The organism is Burkholderia sp. MSMB1588 (genome assembly GCF_001546925.1).
Taxonomy (GTDB): Bacteria; Pseudomonadota; Gammaproteobacteria; order Burkholderiales; family Burkholderiaceae; genus Burkholderia; species Burkholderia humptydooensis.
Window position 1 is genome coordinate 2,234,323 of the sequence record NZ_CM003770.1, and the last position, 24,361, is coordinate 2,258,683.

At 64.7% G+C, this 24,361-nt stretch carries 29 protein-coding genes; 8 read left to right on the forward strand and 21 right to left on the reverse strand.

Going from position 1 to position 24,361, the window contains the following annotated elements; all coding sequences use genetic code 11:
• Positions 1-137 precede the first annotated feature (137 nt).
• Positions 138-1,907 (forward strand): terminase ATPase subunit family protein, encoded by a 1,770-nt coding sequence (locus tag WS92_RS09075; protein WP_061083852.1) that lies wholly within the window; start codon positions 138-140, stop codon positions 1,905-1,907.
• Entirely contained in the window at positions 1,904-2,959 is a 1,056-nt protein-coding gene (locus WS92_RS09080; protein ID WP_061083836.1) for a phage portal protein, read from the forward strand. Before WS92_RS09075 ends, WS92_RS09080 begins: the two co-directional genes overlap by 4 nt.
• Positions 2,960-3,002: 43 nt before the next feature.
• Here WS92_RS09080 and WS92_RS09085 read toward each other — a convergent pair whose 3' ends face one another.
• From WS92_RS09085 to WS92_RS09195, 18 genes are all read right to left on the reverse strand, one after another.
• A complete protein-coding gene (locus WS92_RS09085) occupies positions 3,003-3,359 on the reverse strand; it encodes an addiction module antidote protein (RefSeq protein WP_004202809.1) in 357 nt (118 codons plus the stop codon).
• Between the two features lie 2 nt (positions 3,360-3,361).
• A complete protein-coding gene (locus WS92_RS09090) occupies positions 3,362-3,658 on the reverse strand; it encodes a type II toxin-antitoxin system RelE/ParE family toxin (RefSeq protein WP_006027262.1) in 297 nt (98 codons plus the stop codon).
• A 644-nt stretch (positions 3,659-4,302) separates the two neighbouring features.
• Positions 4,303-5,418, reverse strand: a complete 1,116-nt coding sequence (locus WS92_RS09095) for a DUF3396 domain-containing protein (RefSeq protein ID WP_041861678.1) — start codon at positions 5,416-5,418, stop codon at positions 4,303-4,305.
• Between the two features lie 14 nt (positions 5,419-5,432).
• Positions 5,433-6,170: a VRR-NUC domain-containing protein gene (locus tag WS92_RS09100; protein WP_059929866.1), complete on the reverse strand. Its 738-nt coding sequence runs from the start codon at positions 6,168-6,170 to the stop codon at positions 5,433-5,435.
• Positions 6,167-6,700 (reverse strand): PAAR domain-containing protein, encoded by a 534-nt coding sequence (locus WS92_RS09105; protein ID WP_006027265.1) that lies wholly within the window; start codon positions 6,698-6,700, stop codon positions 6,167-6,169. Before WS92_RS09105 ends, WS92_RS09100 begins: the two co-directional genes overlap by 4 nt.
• Before the next feature lie 103 nt (positions 6,701-6,803).
• Positions 6,804-7,085, reverse strand: a complete 282-nt coding sequence (locus tag WS92_RS36475; RefSeq protein ID WP_230479229.1) for a BrnA antitoxin family protein — start codon at positions 7,083-7,085, stop codon at positions 6,804-6,806.
• 74 nt (positions 7,086-7,159) lie between these two features.
• Positions 7,160-7,813, reverse strand: coding sequence for an AAA family ATPase (locus WS92_RS09115; protein ID WP_059929868.1), 654 nt, complete (start codon positions 7,811-7,813; stop codon positions 7,160-7,162).
• Positions 7,814-7,902: 89 nt separating this feature from the next.
• A complete protein-coding gene (locus WS92_RS09120) occupies positions 7,903-8,109 on the reverse strand; it encodes an Ogr/Delta-like zinc finger protein (RefSeq protein ID WP_004532731.1) in 207 nt (68 codons plus the stop codon).
• Positions 8,106-8,372, reverse strand: a complete 267-nt coding sequence (locus WS92_RS09125) for an Ogr/Delta-like zinc finger protein (protein WP_015600468.1) — start codon at positions 8,370-8,372, stop codon at positions 8,106-8,108. Before WS92_RS09125 ends, WS92_RS09120 begins: the two co-directional genes overlap by 4 nt.
• Positions 8,373-8,387: 15 nt before the next feature.
• On the reverse strand, positions 8,388-10,181 hold the full coding sequence (locus WS92_RS09130; RefSeq protein WP_015600741.1) for a replication endonuclease: 1,794 nt from the start codon (positions 10,179-10,181) through the stop codon (positions 8,388-8,390).
• A 205-nt stretch (positions 10,182-10,386) separates the two neighbouring features.
• A complete protein-coding gene (locus tag WS92_RS36480) occupies positions 10,387-12,402 on the reverse strand; it encodes a DUF551 domain-containing protein (RefSeq protein ID WP_231755892.1) in 2,016 nt (671 codons plus the stop codon).
• Between the two features lie 10 nt (positions 12,403-12,412).
• Positions 12,413-13,822 carry a DNA cytosine methyltransferase gene (locus WS92_RS31590; RefSeq protein WP_171845201.1) on the reverse strand — a complete coding sequence of 470 codons (1,410 nt, stop codon included), beginning with the start codon at positions 13,820-13,822 and terminating at the stop codon, positions 12,413-12,415.
• Positions 13,823-14,074: 252 nt separating this feature from the next.
• Positions 14,075-14,293, reverse strand: a complete 219-nt coding sequence (locus tag WS92_RS09165) for a hypothetical protein (RefSeq protein ID WP_006027273.1) — start codon at positions 14,291-14,293, stop codon at positions 14,075-14,077.
• A 156-nt stretch (positions 14,294-14,449) separates the two neighbouring features.
• Positions 14,450-14,587 (reverse strand): hypothetical protein, encoded by a 138-nt coding sequence (locus WS92_RS09170; RefSeq protein WP_061083837.1) that lies wholly within the window; start codon positions 14,585-14,587, stop codon positions 14,450-14,452.
• An 8-nt stretch (positions 14,588-14,595) separates the two neighbouring features.
• Positions 14,596-14,811 (reverse strand): hypothetical protein, encoded by a 216-nt coding sequence (locus tag WS92_RS37140; RefSeq protein ID WP_061083838.1) that lies wholly within the window; start codon positions 14,809-14,811, stop codon positions 14,596-14,598.
• A 3-nt stretch (positions 14,812-14,814) separates the two neighbouring features.
• Positions 14,815-15,036 carry a hypothetical protein gene (locus tag WS92_RS09180; RefSeq protein ID WP_009897093.1) on the reverse strand — a complete coding sequence of 74 codons (222 nt, stop codon included), beginning with the start codon at positions 15,034-15,036 and terminating at the stop codon, positions 14,815-14,817.
• 212 nt (positions 15,037-15,248) lie between these two features.
• A complete protein-coding gene (locus tag WS92_RS09190) occupies positions 15,249-15,749 on the reverse strand; it encodes a hypothetical protein (RefSeq protein ID WP_015601415.1) in 501 nt (166 codons plus the stop codon).
• Entirely contained in the window at positions 15,746-16,615 is an 870-nt protein-coding gene (locus WS92_RS09195; protein WP_059929877.1) for a dATP/dGTP pyrophosphohydrolase domain-containing protein, read from the reverse strand. The genes WS92_RS09190 and WS92_RS09195 overlap by 4 nt, the downstream gene beginning before the upstream one ends.
• 379 nt (positions 16,616-16,994) lie before the next feature.
• On the opposite strand from WS92_RS09195, the gene WS92_RS09205 reads away from it, so the two are divergent.
• Entirely contained in the window at positions 16,995-17,333 is a 339-nt protein-coding gene (locus WS92_RS09205) for a helix-turn-helix domain-containing protein (protein WP_059641215.1), read from the forward strand.
• Positions 17,334-17,456: 123 nt separating this feature from the next.
• Here the strand turns inward: WS92_RS09205 and WS92_RS09210 are convergent, their stop codons facing one another.
• Both WS92_RS09210 and WS92_RS09215 read right to left on the reverse strand, forming a co-directional pair.
• Positions 17,457-17,942: an aminoacyl-tRNA deacylase gene (locus WS92_RS09210; protein ID WP_059929880.1), complete on the reverse strand. Its 486-nt coding sequence runs from the start codon at positions 17,940-17,942 to the stop codon at positions 17,457-17,459.
• A gap of 99 nt (positions 17,943-18,041) precedes the next feature.
• Entirely contained in the window at positions 18,042-19,016 is a 975-nt protein-coding gene (locus WS92_RS09215) for a cysteine synthase A (protein WP_015602849.1), read from the reverse strand.
• Between the two features lie 212 nt (positions 19,017-19,228).
• On the opposite strand from WS92_RS09215, the gene WS92_RS09220 reads away from it, so the two are divergent.
• Complete coding sequence (locus WS92_RS09220; protein WP_015603292.1) at positions 19,229-19,717, forward strand: adenosine-specific kinase; 489 nt, start codon at positions 19,229-19,231, stop codon at positions 19,715-19,717.
• A 60-nt stretch (positions 19,718-19,777) separates the two neighbouring features.
• Here WS92_RS09220 and lepB read toward each other — a convergent pair whose 3' ends face one another.
• Positions 19,778-20,464: a signal peptidase I gene (gene lepB / locus WS92_RS09225; protein ID WP_006027282.1), complete on the reverse strand. Its 687-nt coding sequence runs from the start codon at positions 20,462-20,464 to the stop codon at positions 19,778-19,780.
• Between the two features lie 280 nt (positions 20,465-20,744).
• Between lepB and WS92_RS09230 the strand changes: the two genes are divergently transcribed.
• The 4 genes from WS92_RS09230 to WS92_RS09245 all read left to right on the forward strand — a co-directional run bounded on the left by WS92_RS09230 (position 20,745) and on the right by WS92_RS09245 (position 24,284).
• Entirely contained in the window at positions 20,745-20,885 is a 141-nt protein-coding gene (locus WS92_RS09230; RefSeq protein ID WP_009914975.1) for a hypothetical protein, read from the forward strand.
• Between the two features lie 210 nt (positions 20,886-21,095).
• Complete coding sequence (locus tag WS92_RS09235) at positions 21,096-21,341, forward strand: hypothetical protein (RefSeq protein ID WP_059929882.1); 246 nt, start codon at positions 21,096-21,098, stop codon at positions 21,339-21,341.
• Between the two features lie 80 nt (positions 21,342-21,421).
• Positions 21,422-22,804 (forward strand): TolC family protein, encoded by a 1,383-nt coding sequence (locus tag WS92_RS09240; protein ID WP_059929883.1) that lies wholly within the window; start codon positions 21,422-21,424, stop codon positions 22,802-22,804.
• Positions 22,805-22,814: 10 nt separating this feature from the next.
• Entirely contained in the window at positions 22,815-24,284 is a 1,470-nt protein-coding gene (locus WS92_RS09245; RefSeq protein WP_059929886.1) for an efflux RND transporter periplasmic adaptor subunit, read from the forward strand.
• Positions 24,285-24,361: the final 77 nt, after the last annotated feature.

Here is a 24,361-nt window from a genome sequence, read left to right on the forward strand (position 1 = left end):
GGTCGAACGTGGTTGAGTGAGCGTGCTTCTCATGTTCGGCGTTCACGCGCCACGGCTCAACGAGCGGCGTTTGTGGGTCACGCGGGTACAGCGCGCTGCGCGTGCTCGCGCGCACGCGGCGGCCTACGCTTGGCCGCATGCTCGAAACTACGGACCCTCATCAGCTCGAAAACGACGTGCGCAAGGTCGCGCGCACGCTCTATTGGCAAGGTTGGCGCATTGCGTCGATTGCCCGCCATCTCGACATCAAGCCCGCGACCGTCGCGTCGTGGTGCCGCCGCGAGAAGTGGAAGGACGCAACGCCCGTCGAGCGCATCGAGGCATCGCTCGAAGTGCGCCTGATGGTGTTGATCGCGAAGGAGAAGAAGGACGGCGCGGACTACAAGGAAATCGACCTGCTCGGCCGCCAGGTCGAGCGGCTCGCGCGCGTGCGCAAGTATGACGAGACGGGGAAGGAATCCGACCTGAACCCGAAGATTGCGTCACGCAATGCCGGCCCGAAGCGCCGCGCGCCGCGCAACGAAATCAGCGACGAACAGCACAAGCGCATCGTCGAAGCGTTCCGCGATTCACTGTTCGACTATCAGAAGGTCTGGTATCGGAACGGCGATCAGCGCACGCGCAACATCCTGAAATCGCGGCAGATCGGTGCAACGTGGTACTTCGCGCGGGAGGCGCTCGTCGACGCGCTGGAAACCGACCGCAATCAAATCTTCCTGTCGGCGAGCAAGGCTCAGGCGCACGTCTTCAAGCAGTACATCACGCAGTTCGCGCGCGAGGCGGCCGACATCGAGTTCACGGGCGATCCGATCATCTTGCCGAGCGGCGCGACGCTGTACTTCCTGGGGACGAACGCGCGTACCGCGCAGTCGTACCACGGCAATTTCTATTTCGACGAATACTTTTGGGTGCCGAAGTTCCGCGAGCTGAACAAGGTCGCCTCCGGCATGGCGATGCACAAGCGCTGGCGCAAGACGTACTTCAGCACGCCGTCGAGCGTCACGCACGAGGCTTACGCGTTCTGGAGCGGCGCGCATGCGAACCGCGGCCGCGCCGCGGGCGAGCGCATCCAGATCGACACGAGCCACGAAGCGCTCGTGCGCGGCATGTTGTGCGAGGACGCGCAGTGGCGGCAGATCGTGACCGTGCTCGACGCGATGGCGGGCGGCTGCAACCTGTTCGACATCGACGAGCTGCGCCGCGAATACAGCGCCGAGGAATTCGCGAACCTGCTGATGTGCCACTTCATCGACGATTCGCTGTCGGTGTTCAAGCTGTCGGACCTGCAGCGCTGCATGGTCGACTCGTGGGAGGAATGGGCGGACGACTTCTCGCCGCTGCTGCTGCGGCCGTTCGGCCATCGCGAGGTATGGGTCGGCTACGATCCGGCGCTCACGGGCGACTCGGCGGGGCTCGTCGTCGTGGCGCCGCCGCGCGTCGACGGCGGCGCCTTCCGCGTGCTCGAACGCCACCAGTTCCGCGGCAACGATTTCGAGGAACAGGCCGCGGCGATCGAGGCGATCACGCGGCGCTATAACGTCGGCTACATCGCGATCGACACCACGGGCATGGGGCAAGGCGTCTACCAGCTCGTGTGCAAGTTCTTCCCGGCCGCCGTCGCGCTGAACTACTCGCCCGAGGTGAAAACCCGCCTCGTGCTCAAGGGCCAATCCGTCGTCCGTAACGGCCGCCTGCAATTCGACGCGGGCTGGACCGATCTGGCGGCGGCGTTCATGGCGATCAAACAGACGATGACGGCGAGCGGCCGTCAGGCGACCTACACCGCCGGCCGTACCGACGAGACGGGCCACGCCGACCTGGCGTGGGCCTGCCTGCACGCGATCGACCGCGAGCCGCTCGCCGGCGGCGGCATTCATTCATCTTCATTCACGGAGTTTTACGCATGAGCAAGCGCCGATCGCGCGCGCCACGCACGTTCGCGGCCGCGCCAAATCCGAGCGCCGGCAGCGCCGCGCCGGCGCGCGCCGAGGTCTTCACGTTCGACGATCCCACACCCGTCATGAACCGGGCCGAGATTCTCGATTACGTCGAGTGTTGGTCGAACGGCGAATGGTTCGAGCCGCCGGTCAGCTTCGCCGGCCTGGCGAAATCGTTTCGCGCGAGCACGCACCATAGCTCGGCGCTGTTCTTCAAGGCGAACGTGCTCGCGTCGACGTTCCGCCCGCACCGCTGGCTGTCGCGGCACGCGTTCGAGCGGTGGGCGCTCGATTTCCTGACGTTCGGCAACGGCTACCTGGAGCGCAGACAAAACCGGCTCGGTGGCACGTTGCGCCTCGATCCCGCGCTGGCGAAGTACACGCGGCGCAAGGCGGATTTCAGCGGTTTCGTGTACGTGAACGGCTGGCAGGACCGGCACGAGTTCGAGCCCGACAGCGTGTTCCAGCTCGTGCGGCCGGACATCAATCAGGAGGTCTACGGCCTGCCCGAGTATCTGAGCTCGCTGCACTCGGCCTGGCTGAACGAATCGTCGACGCTGTTCCGGCGCAAGTATTACGAGAACGGCAGCCACGCCGGCTTCATCCTCTACATGACCGACGCCGCGCAGAAACAGGACGACGTGGACAACATGCGTGACGCGTTGAAGAACGCGAAGGGGCCGGGCAACTTCCGCAACGTGTTCATGTACGCGCCGGGCGGGAAGAAGGACGGCATCCAGCTCATTCCCGTGTCCGAGGTTGCCGCGAAAGATGAGTTCTTCAACATCAAGAACGTGACGCGCGATGACCTGCTCGCCGCGCATCGCGTGCCGCCGCAACTGCTCGGCATCGTGCCGAGCAATTCGGGCGGGTTCGGCACCCCGGATACCGCCGCGCGCGTGTTCGGGCGCAACGAAATCAGGCCGCTGCAGGCCCGCTTCGCCGAGCTGAACGACTGGCTCGGCGACGAGGTTGTGACGTTCGACGATTACGAGATTCCGCCGGCACCGGTCGCGGCGTAGCGCGCAGGCCAGTGCAACGCCGCGCATCCGGCCGTCGATGGCGTTACGCGTGCGCAGCCGTGCGAACGCGCGAGCGTGCGCGCGTTGTTGCCGGCGCGGGCACCGGCGCAGGTTCGGCCGGCGCAACGGTCAGGTGCAGCCCCAACGCGCCCACAACTTTCATGATCGTTGCGAATTCCGCGTTCCCACCTTCCGACAGCGCGCGGTAGAGCGCTTCACGCTTCACGCCGGACTCGCGCGCGAGCGCCGTCATGCCGCGCGCCTTCGCAACGTTCCCAAGCGCGGCTTGAATCAGGCGCGGATTTCCATCCTCGAACGCTTGCGCCAGGTAGTGACGAATTGTTTCTTCGTCCTTCAGGTACTTCGAGCCGTCGAACTCGGCCAGTTCACTGATTTTCATACTCAATCCTCCAGTTCGCCGGCGATTTGCTTCGCTAGCTTGATGTCCTTCTTCTGCGTCGACTTGTCCCCGCCGCACAACACCACGACGATAATTTTTCCGCGTCGCACGAAGTAGGCCCGATATCCCGGCCCCACATCAATCTTCATTTCGTTGACGCCGTCGCCGACTGCGCGCCATTGGCCGAGATTGCCAAGCTTTGCCCGCTCGATGCGCAGGTTGATCGCCGCGCTACCGACCGGGTCGCGAAGCCCGTCGAGCCATTTGTCAAACTGGGGGGTCGTCAGAACTTTGAACATGCGAGAATTGTAACCCATAAGGGACAATTCAGCTACGGCTGTGAAGGAGTGGCTCAAGTCGCACAAGCCGGTGTAACGAAGCGCATTCGCCGCGCGAAGGGCCGCGCACCGGGCAACCGGGCGCGGCCCTTTTTGCGTCTGACGAGCGCGAGCTGCGGAGTCGCTCGGCGCGACGGCGCATAGGGCATCCCGTCGCTGTCCCATTCGTGTCCCGACTAGCGTCCCGTTGTCCCGACTAGCGTCCCATTGTCCCGATCGCTGTTGCCGGGAGGCTGCGAAAACGGTAGGGGCGATTTCGACGGCGCGATTAGATGGCCTACAGCGGCTTGGCGCTGGCGGGGTGGCCGCGTTCCGGCCGCGCGCCATGAGCGGCTCCACGAGGCCGTGACGCGGTCGCACGGGGGCATTTGAGGGTCCGGCCCGCCCACGCGCCGGCGATCGCCGCGGCGGCCTTTGCGCGGTCCCCCTCCTCGCCCGCGGTCTTTCTTGATGGGGCACATTTCATGCACTCGCCGCCCACCGAGCGAGCGCCTACTGGCGCGGGCTTCCGGCGATTTCGCATCGTGGCAAATTCGTGCGTTTTCATGCACTTTCATGCGGAATTTGGCACCACTACTGCGCCTTGCGCAACGATGCCAAATGCGTCAGGGGGACGGCGGTAGCTTCGGCGTCTTGTGCAGTGCTTCCCAATAGCCGTAGATGCGATCGGGATCGATATCGAATCGGTGCAGCCAAGCCTCTGTCGAGACTTCGGTGTTTAAAAGCGGCGCGGTGCTACTCGGCGTGCCGCTCTGAAGCGTGCCAACGGCATCGGCAATGAGTGGACGCAGCGCCTGATTCACGAGTACATATGCTGGCGGCGGTTCGGGCGCTTGCCCCTTCTCCCCTGCGATTCCCGTTTGCGGTGCCACTCCTGCTTGAATGAGCAAGCCGTCGTTACCGTAGGACCGCAGCCCGAACCAATCGGGAGGGAGAGCCAGACTCTGCCGGCCGCCGAGCTCGCGTACCATATCGGCATTGATTGCCGTGAGCCAGTCGACCGTTTTGATACGGTTCGTGAGTCGGCGCACGCCTCTTCGAACTGGGTCGCCTACATCGAGCCCCGGACCATAGCGACGGGCCAGAAAATACTCCGACGCCTCGTTTGGATCGCGCCGCAGCAGTGACAGATTCACCGCATACCCGGCGTGCCCGTGTACGGCGTCCAGATCGTCGGCCGCTTGTGCGAAAAGTGGCTGAAAAACATTCGGGCACAACGTCAGGAACGCCGGCGGGACTGAGAACGACAGCACATCGAGCCCGCGATTCAGCGCTGCTTGCCAGTCTTCGAGACAGAACGTCACAAACTCCATCGCCCCCGCGCCTTCTTTCTCTTCCGCATCTGACAACCCGACGACGAGTAGATCATCAGACGGAATGTCCTTCGCGAGCGAGGAAAACGACGGAGCTTTTTCAATCGCCGTCGGTTGCTTCCCCTCCTGATACAGCCAGCGGAGTGGCGTGCCCTTCGATGGTTCGCGTCCTTGCGATTGCTCAAGTGCGCGCTGATATGTGCGAAGCGCAGCGTCGTAGCGTTCGAAGCAGCGAGTTAGCGCCTCGCGCCTCTGCGGCGTGTGCCCGTCTCGGAAGTACAGTACGCCGCGGACGGCCAAAATCGCGCCCACGATCTTGCGTTGATGGTTTGGCTCAAACAGCCCATAAGGGAGTGATCCGGCCCGGCCCGGATCATTCGCCCATGCGGCCAGTTCATCTTGCGTCATTGCCATAGTTCGAATCAGGGAAGCGGTAACGGTACGGGGGGGATCGGCGGCATCAGCGGCATGATACCGCCCGACGACGGCAGCTTGTCGCCGAACATGTCTTCCAGACTGGGTTGCTTTTGAGCGGAGGTCGACGGCTGCGATTGACGATCCGCATCGCCGCACCGGCAATCTTCCGGCCCAATCGCCGCAAGCTTTCGGTCATCGCCGGCGATATCCAGATACGCCTCGCGCTGGCCCTTCGAAAAGTCGTCGGGCGGAAACTTCATCTCGACGACCAGCTTAATGTTGGACTGGATCGGCGGCTGGCTTGGATCGTTCACGATCACGACATCAGGCCGGCGGAAGTACGTCTTCTTCGCTTGCTTGTATGAGTCCATGCCGCCCGGAAAATACTTCTGAATCCATGCGGGCAACCAGCTATGCGGCGTGAGCGGGTCGGCACTACTCATCACGGGCGCGGGGGGAGATTGCCGCATGTCGTAAGTGACTTCCGGAAGGTACTGCGTCGGCGCGCCGGTCAGCCCTTTGGCGACCAAGTTTTTCGCCTTCAGCCGTTGCGATACGCATGCCTGGCGCAAAATCTTGCCGTCCGTCGTCGCGACGCCGACACGGCTGCAACGGCAAATCGCATCACATAACACAGCATGATCCTGCGGCGACAATTGCCCGCGGCTCAACCCAACTCGCGTGGTTTGGCCTTCGCCCGTCGACATGCCGCCGACGGCGTTGCTTGTTCCGTAGTCGCTCATGCGGGGCTCGCGCCCGAGTTGGTGAACGTCAGCGACGAAACTTCGTCACTGTCGAGCCAGCTTGTGAATCCGTTCGCGTCGGTTTGACCGTGGACGGTCCGACCGTCCGCGGACGTGATCGTATATGCGTGATTCGCGAGTGGCTCGCGTGTATGGTCATCGAGCAACTGGAAGCGGCCGCGATACGGTTCATTCGGCGCCGAGCGCGCCTGCGCGATGACGCTCTTTCCGCCGCCAATCGGTGAACCCTGGCCCGCGGTGGGCGCAACCGTTGCGGTGCCTTGCGAAGCGATCAGCGTCGCACCGCATGCCGTCTTGTCGCCATCGGTCGCGACCGGCCGGTCGCCGAACGTCATGTTGAGTCCGCTTTTCACGCTCACGATCGGAAAGATTCCGCCGCAGCGCGGGCACGTCACCATATCACCGAGCAGCGCGATTGCCTTGCCGTAAGCGGTATTGGCCGTGTTACAGCCGACGACGCGGCCGCCGTGCGTCGTCGTGTCGCCTTCGCAGATGAATGCAAATCCCATGTTGACACCCCCCGGAGTATTTCGCGGGGGAATGTAGCATGTACTCCAGAGCGTCAACCCTGTCAGTTCTGTCAGGGCTGCTGCGCTCACGATGCGAGCGTCGTCAATTGCGCATCGTCTCGTCAACGAAGCGCGACGCGCCCAAGGCGAGCACGGCGTTTCGCGATATACCCATTGCATGCGCCGCACGGTCGACGCGCTCGAGCAGTTCGGCATCGATATCCATGCTGATTTTTTTCTTTCTCGGCCGGCGCGGTGTCGTCGGGCTCTGCGGCTCGACTGTTACAACAGGCGGTGCCGCCGGCCGCGCGTCAGGTGCACCCGAAATGAATGCGGCAATCGCCGCCTCGCCTTGAGAAAGCGTCGGTCTTTTCGTAATCGACATGTCAACCCCTATCTATTAACTATCCTCTCGATACCATGTCGATATCCTTTCGATATCGACATGATGTCTTTTCACTAGCTCGCGTGCGCCCCGCTTGCTCGCAGCACGGCATCCTGCACACGCTCGATTTCTGCACACGCTACGGTGTCGCGGCGCGGCATTTCTTCGACGTGCAACCCGGCCGCGCTCGCGTTCGAGAACGCTTTGCGACGATGCAGACGGCACGGCAGCAATTCGATGCCCGCGTAGCCTGCGATGATCGACTCGGCATCGCGATTGTCCGCCCCTTGCACATCCGCGGCGTTCAGAAAAGCGAATGCTCGCAGCTCGCGCACTGCGCGAGCCTCATCGAGCAATTTCGCCATGTCATCAAGCGCCCACACGTCGAAGGATCGCGGGAGAACCGGAATCAGCACCGCGTCGGCGACGGTCAGGGCCGCCCGGAACGCGCCGGAGTCGCGCCCGCCAACGTCGATCACGACCTGATCGAACTGCACGCACTGCTGCAGCACTTGGGCCCGCAACGACGGGCCGTCCGCATAGGCCGACGCCGCGATCAACGGCCGGCCCGTGTGCGCACGAGCCGTGATCGCCGACAGGCTCGTTCGCTGGCTGTCACCGTCGACGAGCCAGACGCGCGCGCCGTCGAGCGCCAGACCAATCGCGAGCTGTACCGCAGTCGTCGACTTTCCGACGCCGCCCTTCGGGTTCCCCACTGCCAGAATCATCAATCACCCCTATCTCTGTTCGATATCGAATCGATATCGACTCGATGCCGTTTCGACACCGTGTCGATACCGCTCCACTTCGCAGCAGCTCAGACAGCGAGCCGCATCTGTTCGCCGACGCGCTCGCGCCGCTGCACGGGCGCCGTCGGCGTCATTTCGAGCCGTGCGCGGTACGTATGGCCGCACACTACGTCGTCGCACTGGTAATCGATCTCCCACGCCAGCGCGGACTTCTGTTCCAGCACGCGGGCGATGCCGCGCGCGCCGCAGTGAGGGCAAGCAATCGTGAATCTCACTTCGCCGCCTCCATCAGCCCGAGCGTCGTACGCGAATCGACGAAGCCGCGCAGTCGATCGGATGGCCGCACTTCGAGCGCGACGTCGGGCCGCGGCCGCGCCGGCGGCGACAGCGAGAACAGGATTTCGAGACCGGCCGGCGTTCGAAAGCCGCAGTCGTCGCACACGAAGTAGAGGCGGCGCAGCGTCGCCGACATCCCCTCCGTGTGGCGTGCCTCGATTTCGCCCCCGCAGCACGGGCATTCGATCGTCATATGCGTCATAGGGTTTTCCTCGCTCTACAGGTTCCGATGACCCCGTTTCGCGCCGTTCCCTGCCCCGCCGGCACCGATCCGTACAGCTTCCGCGGCTATCTCGGCCGCCCCTGGCCGATCGTCCCGCGTACAGTTATTGACACGAGTCCAAGGGCGGGCGGCTCCGCCGCCACGCCGAACGACCCGCCACTCGTGCCGCGTCGACGGGACGAAAATCTTCGTCTCGCGCGAGTACGAGCAGAGCCCATCGACGATGTGCGCAACGCCGAGCGCCTCGACGCCGTGCGGCACTCGCACCGGGCCGATGCCGTACCGCCCTTCGCGCTGCTCGATCGTGTGCCGGACATAGACCATGCGCGCCTCGCCCGCGATGCCGCCCATTGCACGCGAGTACGCCGCCCAATCCGCCGGCCGCTCGTCTGTCTTTTGCGCGGCCGCCCATGCAGCGCGGATTTGCGGAGACTCTTCCTCGCTCGGTAGGTCATCTTCCTTCACGCGGCGCAGCTCGCGCCACACGCCGACCGGCGCCCCGCCGAACTGCTGAAACTGGCGAATGCCCCACAACGCCGCCCACGCCTCAACGCGCTGCGATGGCGTGATTTCGTCGCCGTCCCACATATCCGCCTGAATGACGTAGCCATCGTTCGTCTTGTGCTCGCCGACTGCGTAGCCGTCGATGTTCTTCGAGATGTACTTCGCGACGTAGCCGACAGCCGACCCTTTCGCCTTGTCGATCACTTCAAACCGAACGCGATGGAGCTGCGCGCCCGGCTCGTCGCCGGAATCCCGCAGCCCGTGTTTGCGCATCACCGCGCAAAACCGCTCCACCTTGTCGCTGAACACGAGCCCGTGCCAATGCGGGCAGCCGTCGTGGTGGGGCTCCGCAACGCGCATGCCGAAAAACACGATGCCTTCGCGCTTCAGCTCTGCGCGGATGCGCTGCCACACCTTGCGCAGATAGGCTTGCGCTTCCCGCGGCGACGCATCGGCGTACACCGGGTTCGGTTCGACTACGCCCCCTGTCGTTCGGACGCAATGAAATCGGCTCGGGCAAGTCAGCGTGAACATGACACCGCGCAGCTTCGCGTCGTCGGCGAGTTCTTCCAGGCCGCGCAGACGCGTGAACAGCTCGCCGCGCTTCAGTGCCTTGTTCGAAATGCCCTTGGCCGCCAGTTCGGCAAGCGTGAATTGCTGACCATTCTCGTTCTCGACCGTCACGGATTTGAGCGTCCGGTCGTTGCGGCGATTCTGCGCGACACGGCGCCGCACCGCGTCGTCGCTGGCGTATGGCTCGGCTTTGCGATGAACGTAATGCAACCGGATGTTGCTATGTTCCAGCGCGCGGATGTGCTTCTTGCGCAATTGTCGCCGCCACCACAACTCGCAGCGCACGCGTGCGACGCGTTCGGCCGGATGTTCGAAATTGGGTAGGTCGACGCCATACATCGCGCACGCATTCTCCGCGACAATGTGCGCGTCGAGTATCGACAGCCCGTGCGACCGCAGCGAGACATCGTTTGCGATTCGACGGGCTTTCAGACAGATTTCGAAATCGTTGGCGTCCGGCCGGACAGGGAAACTGTCGGGGGCGTGCTCGTCGAGAAACTCGCGAATTGCACGCGCAGCTTCCGACACGTCGAACATACGATCCGCGACCTGCTGGTCGGGCCGTGCAAACTTCACGGCGCTCGCATGGCCGGCCGCTTCCGCGTGGCTCAGCGCGCGCCGATACCAACGCGCCGGCAGGCGCTTCGCGGCTGCCTTCGCTTCGGGGATTCCGGGCAGGAAATCCGCTACGTCGTACGCGTAGATCCACATTATCGAGCCCTCGCCGCTGCCGTCGCGAGCTGTTCGACGAGCTCGATTCGCTCACCGATCCAACGCGTCACGGACACCGCCATGCTGTTACCGAGCGCCTTGTAGCGCGGGCCGTCTTCCACGTGCGCTGTCCACGAGACGTCCAGATTGGGCGCAAAAAGGTCCGGATATTTTCGGCACCGTTTGGCGCTCGGCCGCGCCCGCATTACACGCGTGCCTCTGCCGGTGCGTCGGCCTGCGCCTTGAGGCGTTCGACTTCCGCGACTGGATCGCCAGCGTCCTCCATGCCGAGGATTGCCAAGATCGCGCAGTAGCCGTGCCATACGTGGTCGCTGACGCTTACGACTCGGCCGGTAGGTGCGTCGGCCTGCGTCCACCGTGCGCCAAAGGTTTGCATACCTTCCTGTGCATCCTGCGCGCAGGCACACGGACTTGCTCCGCTGTCGGCCTCGATCACCCCTTCGCCATCGCAATGCGGGCATTCCGCCGTATGGGCCGGGGCCACCGATGCGGCGAAGGCATCGTGCAAGAGATCAGCCGTCTCATGTTCCCAGTTCTCGGCCAACACGCGCTCGGCGTCGGCGAGGGCCTTGCGCTGCTCTGTTGTCATCGGCTCTGCGGCACCGCTTGCGCGCGGAAGAGGCGCGTCGGCCTGCGCGCGATACAGATCGACTTCGAGCCGGAGCACTTGAGCGGCCCGCATGACACGCTCGATAGCGTTGAGGCTGTCGTCGGCGTCAACGGGATCATCTCCGATGATCGTCGCGTAGACGGTGGCCAGCGTTTCGGCCATGCGCTTTGCGACGTATGCTTCTTCTTCCAGTGCGTCGGCCTGCGCGGGTTGCGGGGCACTCTTCAGCGCCATATACAACGCCTGCATGTGTTCCGGAAGACGCAGGACCTTCGCATCGTCGTCACGCTGGTCGCAAGGATGCACGGTCACGTCGTCCAGTTCCTCTCGCAGCACGGCGCGCGCCGCTTCAATCACCGCCTCCGCAGCGGGCGATGCTGCCGCGCGGGCTTGCCATCCTGCCCATGCGCTGTCCACGTTTGCGTAGTGGTAGCCGCTTTTATCCCTTGCGCACACGTCAATATCGTCGCTATCTTCGAATGCGAATTCTTCGTAGGCCCACGCCTCGAACTCCGCCCGTTCGTTTGCCGTCCCGGACCAAACACCAGTGCCGCCGCACTCAGTACAATCGGGTCCGCTATGCGCTTGGCATTCGATAGTGCTGTGCTCGTCGGCCAGCGATACTGCCGCGCGAGCTGCGTTGATCAGCACTTCGTCCTCGATGGCGCGGGCGAACTGCCTCCAGCCCCAATGCTTCTTGAAACCAACGAGTCCGCCGGGCATCGATTCGGCGATCGCATCGATGTCGGCATCGTCGAGACGTGCCGCCCGCTCGTCGGTCGGCACTTCCGCGCTCACCATTTTTCCCGCTTGGGAAATATGGTCGGCCGGCGATGCTGCCGCCATAGCAGGCTGCGTGGAAGCTCTAGGCGGCGGTGGCAATGGCATCCAGTGGGAAGGCGTCCATGACGCGCCAAACACGGTCCACGTCCCTTCATCGGACAGGCCGCCTACCTTCATTCGCCAGTCGTCTGCGTGATCGAACTGGACGGCCACCAGCACGCCTTCGCCTCGGGCCGGAAGCTTGCGAGACACCGGAATCCAGTTCGCCCCTTCCGCGCCTGTCTCATTGGCAGTGGTGGCGCGGGCGGCTTGTGATTCGACCTTCACCCACTCCGAACAACCCTCACGCACTCGCGGCAGATCGCCGCCGCACACGCAACCGCCAGTGCGTTCGCAATAACCGATCGGCGCTGCTGCGAGCTGCGAAGATGGGGTGCCCGAACACGCTTCGTCGAGACGACCGGTGTAATACCAACGGAATGCGTCCGCTGAATCGGGATGGCAATACTCTCCTCCAAATTCCTCGCGGGATAGGTCAAAACCCGCCGCGTTCGCCTGACGCTCGAAATCTCCGCGCCAATCTGTAGGCTGTCCATCCTGCGCCGTGAGCGATGTGGGCTGTTCGATAGAGGATGCGGCGAGTTCGCGAAGCGTCGAACGCAGTTGTCTGCGAATCTTGTCAAAATTCTCGTATGGCTTCGAAAGTCCCTTGTAATAGGTGGCGGTTGCCCATCGATGTGCAAGATCCATCGCAGAATCGATTCGATCCGTCAGCGCATCAGCGCGGCTCTGTTGTTGGTCGTTCATGGTGGTGTCCTCAGGTAGTCAGTGATTGGACGAGCTCGATTCGCGAACCGATCCAGCGCATAACAGGTACGGCCATGCTGTTGCCGAGCGCCTTGTAGCGCGGGCCGTCTTCCACGTACGCTGTCCACGAGCCGTCCAGATTGGAAGCAAAGAGGTCCGGGTATTTTCGGAACCGTTTGACGCTCGGCCGCGTCCGCATTACACGAATGGGAATCCGCGTGTAGTCGTCCGGGAAGCCTTGCAGGCGCTCGCATTCGCGTGGCGTCAGCCGCCGCACCGTCGACCCGATCATCGCGTGCGCCTTGTCGCTTCCGCCCTGGCTTGCCCGAAGCGCCGGCGTGACGCCCTCCGACAACTCCGGGAGATTGGCGCCGTCACGTCCGCGCAAACTCAACGCGACGGCCGCATGTCCGCCGCCGAACCCCTCTCCGCGCAACGTGCCCGCGATTTCGCCGATACTGAACGACGTGTCGCCGCCGGCCTTGCAATCGAAGGCGATCACCGGCTCACTGGTAGCTGCAAGCGTGAAGCACGGATCGGTCGATTGTGGGTTCGACCGATTACTAGGGTTTGTCACCTGCTGAAGGTCATACGCACGCGCGACGAGCGGTACACCGCGGCCCGTGCCATCTTCGCTCGCGTCATAGCCACTTCCCTTCAACGTATGTGCAACGAGCGTTTCCGTCTCGAAGTCCTGCCGGCTCATCCCGCCCGCATTCAGGCAATACGATACGTCGCCCGTGCTTGCGATCAGTCCGCCGTCGTACTCGAAGTCGGTTCCGGGTCCGCCGCCGCTCTGAGGGCGTGCGCTAAGGCAGGCGGCAACACCTTCCCGCGCTTTGCGGCGCGGCGCCGGATACCCGAGCATGCCTTCGCGCTCAAAAAGAACCGCTGCGGCACGTCGCCAGTCTCCAAGATGTCCGACAACGAAGACACGCCGTCGTCGTTGAGGGACGGCGCGAGGGTGTGATTCCACTCGGACGTACTGAGCGTCAAGAACCCGGTATGCGAACCCATACCCGAGTTCTGCCAAGCCCCCGAGGAAGGTTCCAAAATCCCGTCCGCCGTTGGACGACAGGACACCGGGGACGTTTTCCCAGACCAGCCAGCGGGGAGCGTAGCGGCGAGCAATCGCAAGATAGGTGAGCATGAGGTTGCCACGCGGATCATCCAGCCCCTTGCGGAGTCCGGCGACGCTGAATGACTGGCAGGGAGTTCCGCCGACGAGAAGATCGATAGCTGCATCAGGCCATTCCTTGAAACGCTTCATGTCCCCGAGATTGGGAACCGTTGGGTAGTGGTGGCGCAAGACAGCGCAGGGAAACCGCTCGATTTCGCTGAACCATGCTGGCCGCCAGCCGAGCGAATGCCATGCAACCGTAGCCGCCTCGATGCCTGAACAAACGGAGCCGTAGATCATTCGCAGAGCCCGGATGCAGACGCGCACGGGGCCGGTGGCTCGGCGAAGGCGGTCGAAGCGCTCATGCGTCTGCCACCTCATGCAAATGAATCAAGTAGTCAACGACCGGATTCCCGGTTGGCGTCTCCGTCCCCGCACGCGCCAGATCAATCGCGATATGCGCCGGAATTGACGCTCTACGCCAATACCTATAGAGCCCACTTTTCCTACCCGCCAAAATCTGGCGCATCTTCGGTGCGTCTTCCATCGTCATCACCCGCGAAACCACGTGTAGCGCGCTGCGGCGAATGGCCCGAGCCATTCGGACTCTCCCTCCGGATCGATGCGCAATGTCGATCCAGCCGGCGAGCGATTCGGTGCGTCGAGCGAGCACGCCGCGTCTTCGCTGCGGAACGGGTTGCCCTCATCGAGCGCCGCCCACGTGAACGTCTCCCGGTCGCTGTACGGACTTGTGTTTGAGATTCGGATCATAGTCACCCCCTCACGCGTGGACGCCGCAACGCATCCAGCCTGTGAACTCGAAAAAAACGGGGCGCTTTGGAAGCCGCCCCGCCCAAAACTCGCCGTGCTATCCGAGGCCGAAAGTTTGCACGGCGAGTGACCACACGACAGCCCGGCTGCCGCGTGCTAAGCGCACGAAACCGGGCGAATCTCCTGCTGCACCGGCTCTTCCGGCTCACCATGTACACCGCACCACGCAATGACCGCGACGAGCGAAATCAACCAGATCGCCCAAAGCGGCAGCGTCTTCTCCTTCCTTTTCATCTGCTCTCCTATCGCAGAATCGACCGACGCCGCGCGAGCTTCGCGAGCAGTGGTCGCAATTCCTTCATCGCATTGGCCGCCGCTCGATCGCCGCGCGCCGTACGCGGTGGGGTGTACACAACGAAAGCCGGCACGCAAACGCCCGCGCCTATCCCAAGTTCCGCGAGGTCTTCGAACAGCGCTTCTCGCCGTTCAGCGACCCCGCGCTCGTTCGATTTCTCCATGCCCTACCACCGATGCGAAGCAAGCTGTAACGCTTCATCGCGCGTCATCATGACCGTCGTGTCGCTCGCGTCCGGCTGCTCGCACCAGTGATATTCCCGGCAACCCGACGGCGTTTTCACGATGAAGTAGCCGCCGCGCATATATCGCTCAAAGAAAGGGCCGACTTCGACCACCCCCGGCGCAACGACGCGCGGCTGTGCCTGCGCGATATCGAAATCAGTCACGCGAGCCTCACAATCGAATGCGCCCGCCCGATGCGCTTCAACGTCGCGCGTGGTCGATCGACATCAGCCGCATCGCTCGCACGCCGGCGTGCCATCTGTTCCGCGTTGCTCGCGCGGATCACTCGCCGAATCGCAGTCGCTTCCGCCTCTTGTTGATTAGGAATGCTATAGACAATAGCCATTTCATCATCCCTCGATTGAATTCATTTGCGTCAGGAGCTGGCGTCCGCCGTCGCGCGGCTCGCCTTCAGGTGCGCGATATACTCACGGACTTTCGACAACCATTCAGCGGAAGCAGGCACACCATCGAATCCGCCTTTCGAAATCCACTTCAGGAAATAGGACAGTTCTTCGATCGGATCGCGCCGGTTCGTTCCGCCAAATCGCCTATGAAAAAGCTTGATCGCGCAGGGGCTTGGGACCCGATCACTACCACTATCGACGCGCAGTTCGAGCCACCCATATTCGATGCAGAACTGGTTGAATGTCTCGGCATCGCTCATGCGGACACACCGCACGAATTCCGCAGATGTGCACCGCGTTTCGTGATTGGCGTCAGAAATGAGGCAGGCGCGATTTACCGCCGCATTGGCGCATACACCATTCACGATGCTCGCGACGTTCGAAACTGGTTCCTCGACAACGGCTTTGCCGACGAAATCGGCATGGCGCACATTGCCGTGGAAGACTGCGATCACGTCTTTCGTCGTCATGCCTGACCGCCTTCCGTCGCTTGGTCGATATGCTCGATCGCGCGATTTGGATCTGACGTGCGCCAATCCGGCCACACGCGGCCTTCGTTCTCTGCCAGCTTCGCCGAAATTGCGGCCGTGATCTGCTCGGGCGTCGCATCGGTACGCCATGCACCATCGAGCCCAAGCAGAATCACATCGACCCATTCACGCAGATCGTCCGGCGCAGCCTCGACTTCCGCCAATTCCTTGCGAATGTGATTGCACACGCCGGCTGTGCGGCGCCCCGGCCCGAACGTGTGCTCCGAGAACGCGCGCTGCCGCCGCAGAAGCGCATGCATGTCGAACTCCGACTTGGTCAGCATGCCGCGCGACTGTCCGGCATGACTTTCGACCACACGTCGCAGCGCCGCCACGTCGTCGGGCGACAGTTCGCGAATAGGCTTGATCACGACGACGGTTCGGCCGCCATCGCAATCACCCACATCTAACCCAATCCTCGCAACGGCAAGTGCGTTCGCCGCGCGGGCCAACACCTCACCGCGCACTTCGTCCCACGCCTGGCGCCGCGATACCACGCCCGCGTGGCGAATCGCGACATCCCATAGCTCGCACTGGTGCTCCGACAGCAACGCCTTGGCGTTCTCGATGATCCGATCTGCGCAGGTCAACTCGCGACACAGCGCATCGACGCTGCCACCGTCAATCGCCGCTTGCCGTTCGTTGGCACGCGTGATGCCCTCTCCGATCACGGCGTCACGCTCGTTCATGTTCGCCCATTCCATCTTCTGGTCGAACGTGGCAACTGAAAGTGCGCTGCGGATGATGATGTGCGCGACGCGCAACTCGTCGCGCAGTTCGTTCATGATCGTCTTCATGCCGCCCATCCCCCGCGGAACGCGACCGGCGTTCGCGTCCACTTTTGGACTAATCCGATCATTGCGTCCATGAACGCACGGAAATACGGCTCGATCGTCTGGCGCACCAGCGCCGAAGGTGTAAGCGTTTGTTGCAGCGAAACGTGCATTTGACTTCCCCTTTCTCAACCCCTTGAACGGTTACGGCTTGAAAGTCGACCGGCGGCTGGATAGCTAGTCCAGCACCGGCGGGGTTGGGAACCGGCTGCCGAGTCGACAGGCGGAGAATAGTCTCATTTGATGAAACGTGTCAACGGCTGATACGTCTCATGCACAGTGACAGTTGCATCTGGTGAAGCGTCGCAGTACCTTTGACGCCGGGTTGACTTTGATTCGATAGGGGTTGTCTATGAAAACGACAGTCGATTGGCTCGACGCGGTGAAAGCTCGCCTCGACCTTCCCTCCGATTACGCAGCAGCGAAAGTGCTGGGAGTGACGCGTGGCGCGGTCAGTAAGTACCGCAACCAGCAATCAGTGTTCGACGAGAAAACAGCTATCCGCGTTGCGGAAATTCTGGGCGTCGATCCGTTCGAAGTGATCGCCACCGCGCATGCCGAAAGCTCGCGCGACGATCGCACGAAGGCAATTTGGGTTCATGCATTGGAAGTTTTTTCCAAGGGCCTCCAGGGTTTTCGGTGGCTGGCGCTACCCGCTAACGCTTGCGGGGCCTTGGTCCCGCAGGTGTAACGCCAGCTAAAGTTAGCGATCCCTTTTTACCTTATGTCAAATTAAAGGCGCCGACAGACTCCCCATCCCAGCCCGCCGTTCAGCCCCAACTCCAGCCGCATCCATCCCGGCCGTTCACTTCCGTCAGGAAACCACCCCCTGAATCTTGTGCGAGAAGCTCGCCCGTTCCGCCTTGTCCATCAGCGAAAGAAACTCGTCGCGATCCATGTGGACCAGCTCTTCGTGATCGCCGGCCTCGAAATACACGTCCGGCTGCTGCGCAAGGCTATCGTCGAGGAACGTCTGCATCCCGTAGGCCATGCATACGGGCGGCAGCGCGCCCACGTCGCAATCCTTGAACAGTTCGCGCAGTTCGCCTTCCTTCGCGAGCATGAGATGGCGTCCGGTCTTCGCCCACAGCTCCGATAGCCGCACCGCATGCGTCGTCGGCAGCACGGCCGCCACGTAGCCCTGCGCATCTTCGAGCAGCACGGTCTTCGCGAGACGATCGCCCGGAATATGCGCGGCCGCAGCCGCCTCCATGTTCGAGTGGCTGTACGGATGATGGATGACTTCGTATCGCGAAGCCTTCTGGCGCAGGCAGTCCTGCAAGGTGGCGGACATCGACATGGCACACCTCCGTCTGATAAACGTTGATCTCCGCCGGTTGGCAGGATCTTTCTAGCATAGGTCGCGTTCGCTCGTCCGAACAATCCCGCACCGCCGCATCTATGTCGGTTCCAGCCCTCTTTCCCGCAGCCAGTCGCGGTTGAAGAGCCGCGTGCGGTAGATGTCGCCGCGGTCGCACAGCAACGTCACGATCGTGTGCCCCGGCCCCATCTGCTGCGCCAGCCAGACGGCCGCCGCGACGTTGATGCCGCTCGATCCGCCGACGTACAGGCCCTCTTCGCGCAGCAGCCGGTAAACCATCGCCACGCAAGCGAAATCGTCGATGCGCACCGCATCGTCGATCGGCGTGCCCTCCAGATTGGCCGTCACGCGGCTAGAACCGATGCCTTCCGTGATCGAATTGCCTTCGACCCGGATCTCGCCCGTCTTCACGTAGCTGTAGAGCCCGCTTCCGTGCGGATCCGCCAGCACGATGCGGATCTCCGGATTGCGCTCCTTCAGGTAGCGGCTCACGCCCGCAAGCGTGCCGCCCGTTCCCGTCGCGCAGACGAACGCGTCGACCGTCCCGGCCGTGTCGCGCCAGATCTCCGGGCCGGTCGTCTCGTAGTGCGCCTGGCGATTGACGAGGTTGTCGAACTGGTTGGCCCAGATCGCGTTGTCGAGTTCGGCGGCGAGCCGCCCGGCGATCTTCTGATAGTTGTCCGGATCCTTGTAGGGCGCGGCCGGCACCGCTCGCACGTCCGCGCCGAGCGTGCGCAGCACTTCCATCTTTTCCGGCGATTGCGTTTGCGGAATCACGATCACGCAGCGATAGCCGCGCGCCGCGCACAGATGCGCGAGCCCGATGCCGGTGTTGCCCGCCGTGCCCTCGACGACGGTGCCGCCCGGCTTCAGCACGCCCCGCCGCTCGGCGTCTTCGATGATGTAGCGCGCCGCGCGATCCTTGACCGACCCGCCCGGGTTCATGAATTCGGCCTTGCCGAGTATTTCGCAGCCCGTCTGCGCGCTGAGCTTCGCCAGGCGGATCAGCGGCGTGCGCCCCACGCAGTCGACGAAACCATGCCGCACGTCCATGATCGCTCCTCCTTCCCCGCCCTTGCGCGCTTGGCCCCGCAGGTGGCGCGGCCTACACACAAGGATAGATGACCGCGCCGGCCGCCACCGCGCTTTCGTCGCCCGACGCCGCGTACTAAGCTGGAAAACGAGCCGGAACGCGATTGCGCCGCGGCGCTCGCCCGTCGGCGCGTCCACGCGGGCGCTCGCGTCACTACGAAACGAGGTGCGACATGCTGCAATTGCTCACCGTTGCGATCGACAAGCCCGAGACGACGAACTTCATTCTCGGCCAGACGCATTTCATCAAGTCGGTCGAGGACATCCACGAGGCGCTCGTCGGCGCCGTGCCCGGCATCCGGTTCGGCCTCGCGTTCTGCGAGGCGTCCGGCAAGCGCCTCGTGCGCCATTCCGGCACCGACGGCGCGCTGACCGAGCTCGCTTGCCGGAACGCGACCGCGATCGGCGCCGGCCATTGCTTTCTCGTCTTTCTCGGCGACGGCTTCTATCCGCTCAACGTGCTGAACGCGATCAAGGCGGTGCCCGAGGTCTGCCGGATTTTCTGCGCGACCGCGAATCCGACCGAGGTCATCGTCGCGCAGTCCAATCAGGGACGCGCCATTCTCGGCGTTGTCGACGGCTTTCCGCCGCTCGGCGTCGAAAACGACGAGGACGTGCGCTGGCGGAAGGAACTGCTGCGCAGCATCGGCTACAAGGCGTAGCCGCCGCGCGTCACCGGATGGAGCGCCGGGCGCGCTTGCCGCGCGCCGGCTCGATTCCGATCAGCCGAGCGGGCCGTCGAGGCGTGCGCCGAACCGCCCGATTCGCGGCAGATAGAATCGCGACGGATCGAGCGAGAACGCCACGCGGCGCGTGCGCCCCATGATCTCGTCGCGCGGGAAGAAGCCGTAATAGCGGGAGTCCGCGCTGTCGTCGCGGTTGTCGCCGAGCATCAGGTAAGCGCCGTTGGGCACGACCACCGGCCCGAACGAGCTGCGCGGGCTCGGCGCGTCGGGAGACAGACGGACGACGTGCGTCGCGCCCGCCAGCCGCTCGGCCCGGTATTCGCCCCGGGCAGTCGCGTCGCTCGACAGCAGATTCGCGCCGAGCGGCGCGTAGCGCACCCGCTTGCCGTCGATGTACAGCACGTTGTCGCGCATCTCGACGACGTCGCCGGGCAGCCCGATCACGCGCTTGACGAGCAGTTCGTGCGCGGCCGACGAATCGACGGTCACGATGTCGCCGCGCTGCGGATCGCCCAGATGCGCGACGCGAACGTGCGTGAACGGCACGCGCAGGTCATAGGCGAGCTTGTCGACGAAGATGCGGTCTCCGAGCCTGATCGTCGGCAACATCGAACCGCTCGGCACGACGTTCCAGTCGGCCACCGCGCTGCGAAAGACCACCATGAAGAACAGGAAGGCGATCAGCTTCCTGTACTCCTTCCACCACGCCAAAATCGTCATCATGCTGTCAGGTTGCGCGTGCGCGCCGTAGCCGTGGTGCGGGAACTATATCGCAAGCGCCGGCGCGCGGGCGCGTGAGCGCGCTCTCCGCCCCGCTCCGCGCTTCCCGATTTCCGCCGGGCATGGCGTAGGAAATCACCGACAAACAGCCGCGCCGGATGACTCGAAGTTCGTCGCCCGCTGATTGGAACGGCCCATTGCGTCGACGATACTTGGGTCACAACAAAGAGAATTTCATGTTCTGCGGCGGCGCTCGAGAGGCGCCGCGGTGAAGGAGACCAACATGAGCCTCGCTGCGCAAGATCTCATCGAACTGCTTCGTCTCGCTCAAGGCGGCGCCGGCGCGCTCACGCAGCATCTGCTGCGCGAAGTCGCCGGGAATCTGATCGCGTTCGGCGTGGCCGACTGCCGGGGCGGGTGCTGACCGCGTCGCGATCGAACGAGGCCGGCGCGCTTCCAGGCAGCGATCGGAAACAAACGGAAGCGATTCGGCCCGCCGCCGAAACCCGCACGATCCGCGCGCCGCGCCGCCTTCCTGACGGACTTGTCACCTCGCGGTCATCGCCGCGCTCCGCTCTGTCGTCACACTGAACGGGTCCGCCGTTGCGGCGACACTACCCGAGCGAGATATTCGATGAAACGAGCAACATCCACGGCCTTCGCGGCGCTCTTCGCCTTCGCCGCATCATCCGCGTTCGCGCACGGAATGCCCGAGCGCGTGTTCAAGGAGCGCAAGCCGATTCGCGCGGAGACGCCCCGGCAACAGCCGCATCGCGACGCGCCGTCGAGCGGCTGCGCATCCGGCTGCCCGTCGGCCCGCGCGACGCTGTCGCAGCGAGACCGCGGCGCGCCGGGCGCGAACCCGCCGTCGCGAACGTGACAAAAATGTCATGCTCGCCTCATGTTTGCATTGCGGCACGCCCGTAGCATCGATCGCGTTTCATCGGAACCCGATCACTCATGCCCAAGCGTATCTTCGCCGCACTCGTGTCGGCTGCGATCACGGCGTCGGCGGCGCAAGCGCAGCCCGCGCCGGCCTCATCCGCGCCCGACCGCCAGGCCGCCGCATCGTCCGACGCCCGCGCGTCCTCCGTGCCCGCTGCGCGTTCGGCGTTCCCCGCGCCGCTTGCGTCGACTTCGGCGTCATCCGCCGCTTCGCCCGCGCTGTCGCTTGACGATGCGCTGACTCTCGCCGCGGCGAACAATCCGCTGCTGAAAAGCGCGCAATCCGGCGCCGACGCGTCCGTCGGCGCGCTCGTCCAGGCGGGCGCGCGGCCGAATCCGACCGTGTCGTTCCTGCAGGAAGGCTTCGACCGGCGGGAGCGGACGACGACGGGCCTCGTCAGCCAGACGATCGAGCTCGGCGGCAAGCGGCGCTCGCGCATCGACGCCGCGTCGTATGGCCGCGCATTCGCGCTCGCGTCGCTCGACGGCCGCGCGGCCGCGCTGCGCGCCGACGTGACGGGCGCGTTCTACGGCGTGCTCGCCGCGCAGCGGCAGTTGCAAGTGGCGGAGGAATCCGCCGCGATCGCCGCGCGCTCGGCCGACATGGCCGACAAGCGCGCCCGCGCCGGCAAGGTGTCGCCCGTCGAGGCGACGAAGGCGCGCGTCGCGCAGACGGCCGCGCAGATCGATCTGTCGAATGCGCAAACGCGCGTGTCGGCGGCGCTCGCGCGGCTCGCGAACGCGACGCGCAGCGCGGACGTGCGCGGCCGCGTCGCGTCGGGCGATCTCGACGCGTTGCCGGGCGTCGAGCCGCTGCCGCAATTGCTCGGCCGGCTCGACGACGCGCCGCAAGCGCGCGCGGCGAAGGCCGACATGCTGCGCACGAACGCGCAGATCGCGATCGAGCGCGCGAAGCGCGTGCCGGACATCACCGTCAGCGCGGGCGTCAAGCACGTCGTCACGGGCGGCGCGCCGGACAATCAGGCGGTCGTCGGCGTGTCGATTCCGCTGCCGCTCTTCGATACGAACAGGGGCGCGATTCTCGAAGCCGTCCACCAGGCCGCGAAAGCGAACGCCGATTTCGACGCCGAGCGCGCGCGCCTGCGGCTCGATCTCGCGCAAGCCTACGCGAACTACGAGCGCTCGACGAGCGAAGCGCGGCGGCTGAAGGCCGACGTGCTGCCCGCCGCGCGGCAGTCGCTCGACGCGATGTCGCGCGGCTACCAGCTCGGCAAGTTCAGCTTCCTCGACGTGCTCGACGCGCAGCGCACGCTGTTCGACGCGCAGTCGCGCTACGTGCAGGCGCTCGCCGACGCGCATCAGTCGTTTGCCGATATCGAGCGCGTCATCGGCGCGCCGGCGCGCGACGCCGCCCGCCCCCTCGCCCAACTTCGCTGAATAACTCGCCATGCAACGCACGCAACTGATCGTCGCCGGCGCGGCCGCGGCCGGCGTCCTCGCCATCGCGCTGGCGCTCGCGCGCTCGCCGTCCGCGCCGTCCACGTCGGCGGCCTCCGGGGCCGGCGCCGCCGCTGCCGCATCCGGCGCAACCGGGCCGCACGGCGGCGCGATGCGCGCGCAAGGCGCGCTGTCCGCCGAAATCGCGCTGTCCGAGAAGCCGGACGATGCGCGCCTCGTCGTCTATCCGTTCGTCGACGGCAAGCCCGTCGACAAAGGCGCAACTGTCTCCGGCACGCTGACCCGCCACGACGGCGGCCGCATCGCGTTGCAGTTCACGCAGGCCGGCGCGAAATACACGTCGGCGCAGCCGATCGCGAAGCCGCACGTGTTCGACGCGTCGATCGACGTGAAGGTCGGCGCGCGCCGCGCGTCGTTCCCGTTCTCGCGCGCGGACGGCGCGATCGCGCTGAACGACGGGCAGATCGGCGCGGCGAAGATCGGCGTCGCGCGCGCGGCCCCCGCGCAGATCGTCACGAGCTTCCAGTTGCCCGGCGAGATCAAGTTCAACGAGGACCGCACCGCGCACGTCGTGCCGCGCGTCGCGGGGATCGTCGAGCGGGTCGCCGTGTCGATCGGCGAGCACGTCAGGCAAGGGCAACTGCTCGCCGTGATCGCGAGCGCGGATCTCGCCGACCGGCGCAGCGAGCTGATGACGGCGGAGCGCCGGCTGCAGGCCGCGCGCACGTCGTACGCGCGCGAAAAGACCTTGTGGGAGGAGCGCATCTCCGCGGAGCAGGATTACCTGCAGGCGCAGGTGCAATTGCGCGAGGCGGAAATCGCCGCGGCGAACGCGCGGCAGAAGCTCGCCGCGCTGAACGCGCGCGCCGCGCCCGGCGCGCTCAACCGCTACGAGCTGCGCGCGCCGTTCGCGGGCACGATCGTCGAGAAGCACATCGCGCCCGGCGAGGCGATCGCGGCCGATGCGAACGTATTCGTCGTGTCCGATCTGTCGTCGGTGTGGGCCGAAATGGCCGTGCCCGCGCAGCGCCTGAACGACGTGCGCGTCGGCCGCCACGCGAGCGTCAGCGCGGCCGCGTTCGAATCGAAATCGGGCGGGCCGATCGCGTATGTCGGCGCGCTGCTCGGCGAGCAGACCCGCACCGCGCCCGCGCGCGTCGTGCTGCCGAATCCCGACGGCGCGTGGCGGCCCGGAATGTTCGTCAACGTGACGGTGGACGCCGGCACGCAGAACGTGCCCGTCGCCGTGGCGAGCGACGCGCTGCAGGACGTCGACGGCGCGCCCGCCGTGTTCGTTCGAACGCCGAAGGGTTTCGTCGCGCAGGCGATCGAGACGGGCCGGCGCGACGACAAGACGGTGGAGGTCGTCAAGGGCCTCGCGCCCGGCCAGACCTACGCCGCCGCGAACAGCTTCGTGCTGAAGGCGGAGCTCGGCAAGGGCGTCGCCGACGAGCACTGACGCGCCGCTCGCGCCGCTCGCCGCTGCGCCTTGCGCCTCGCGTCGGCGCGCATCGTTTTCTTCGCATTCCAGAAGAC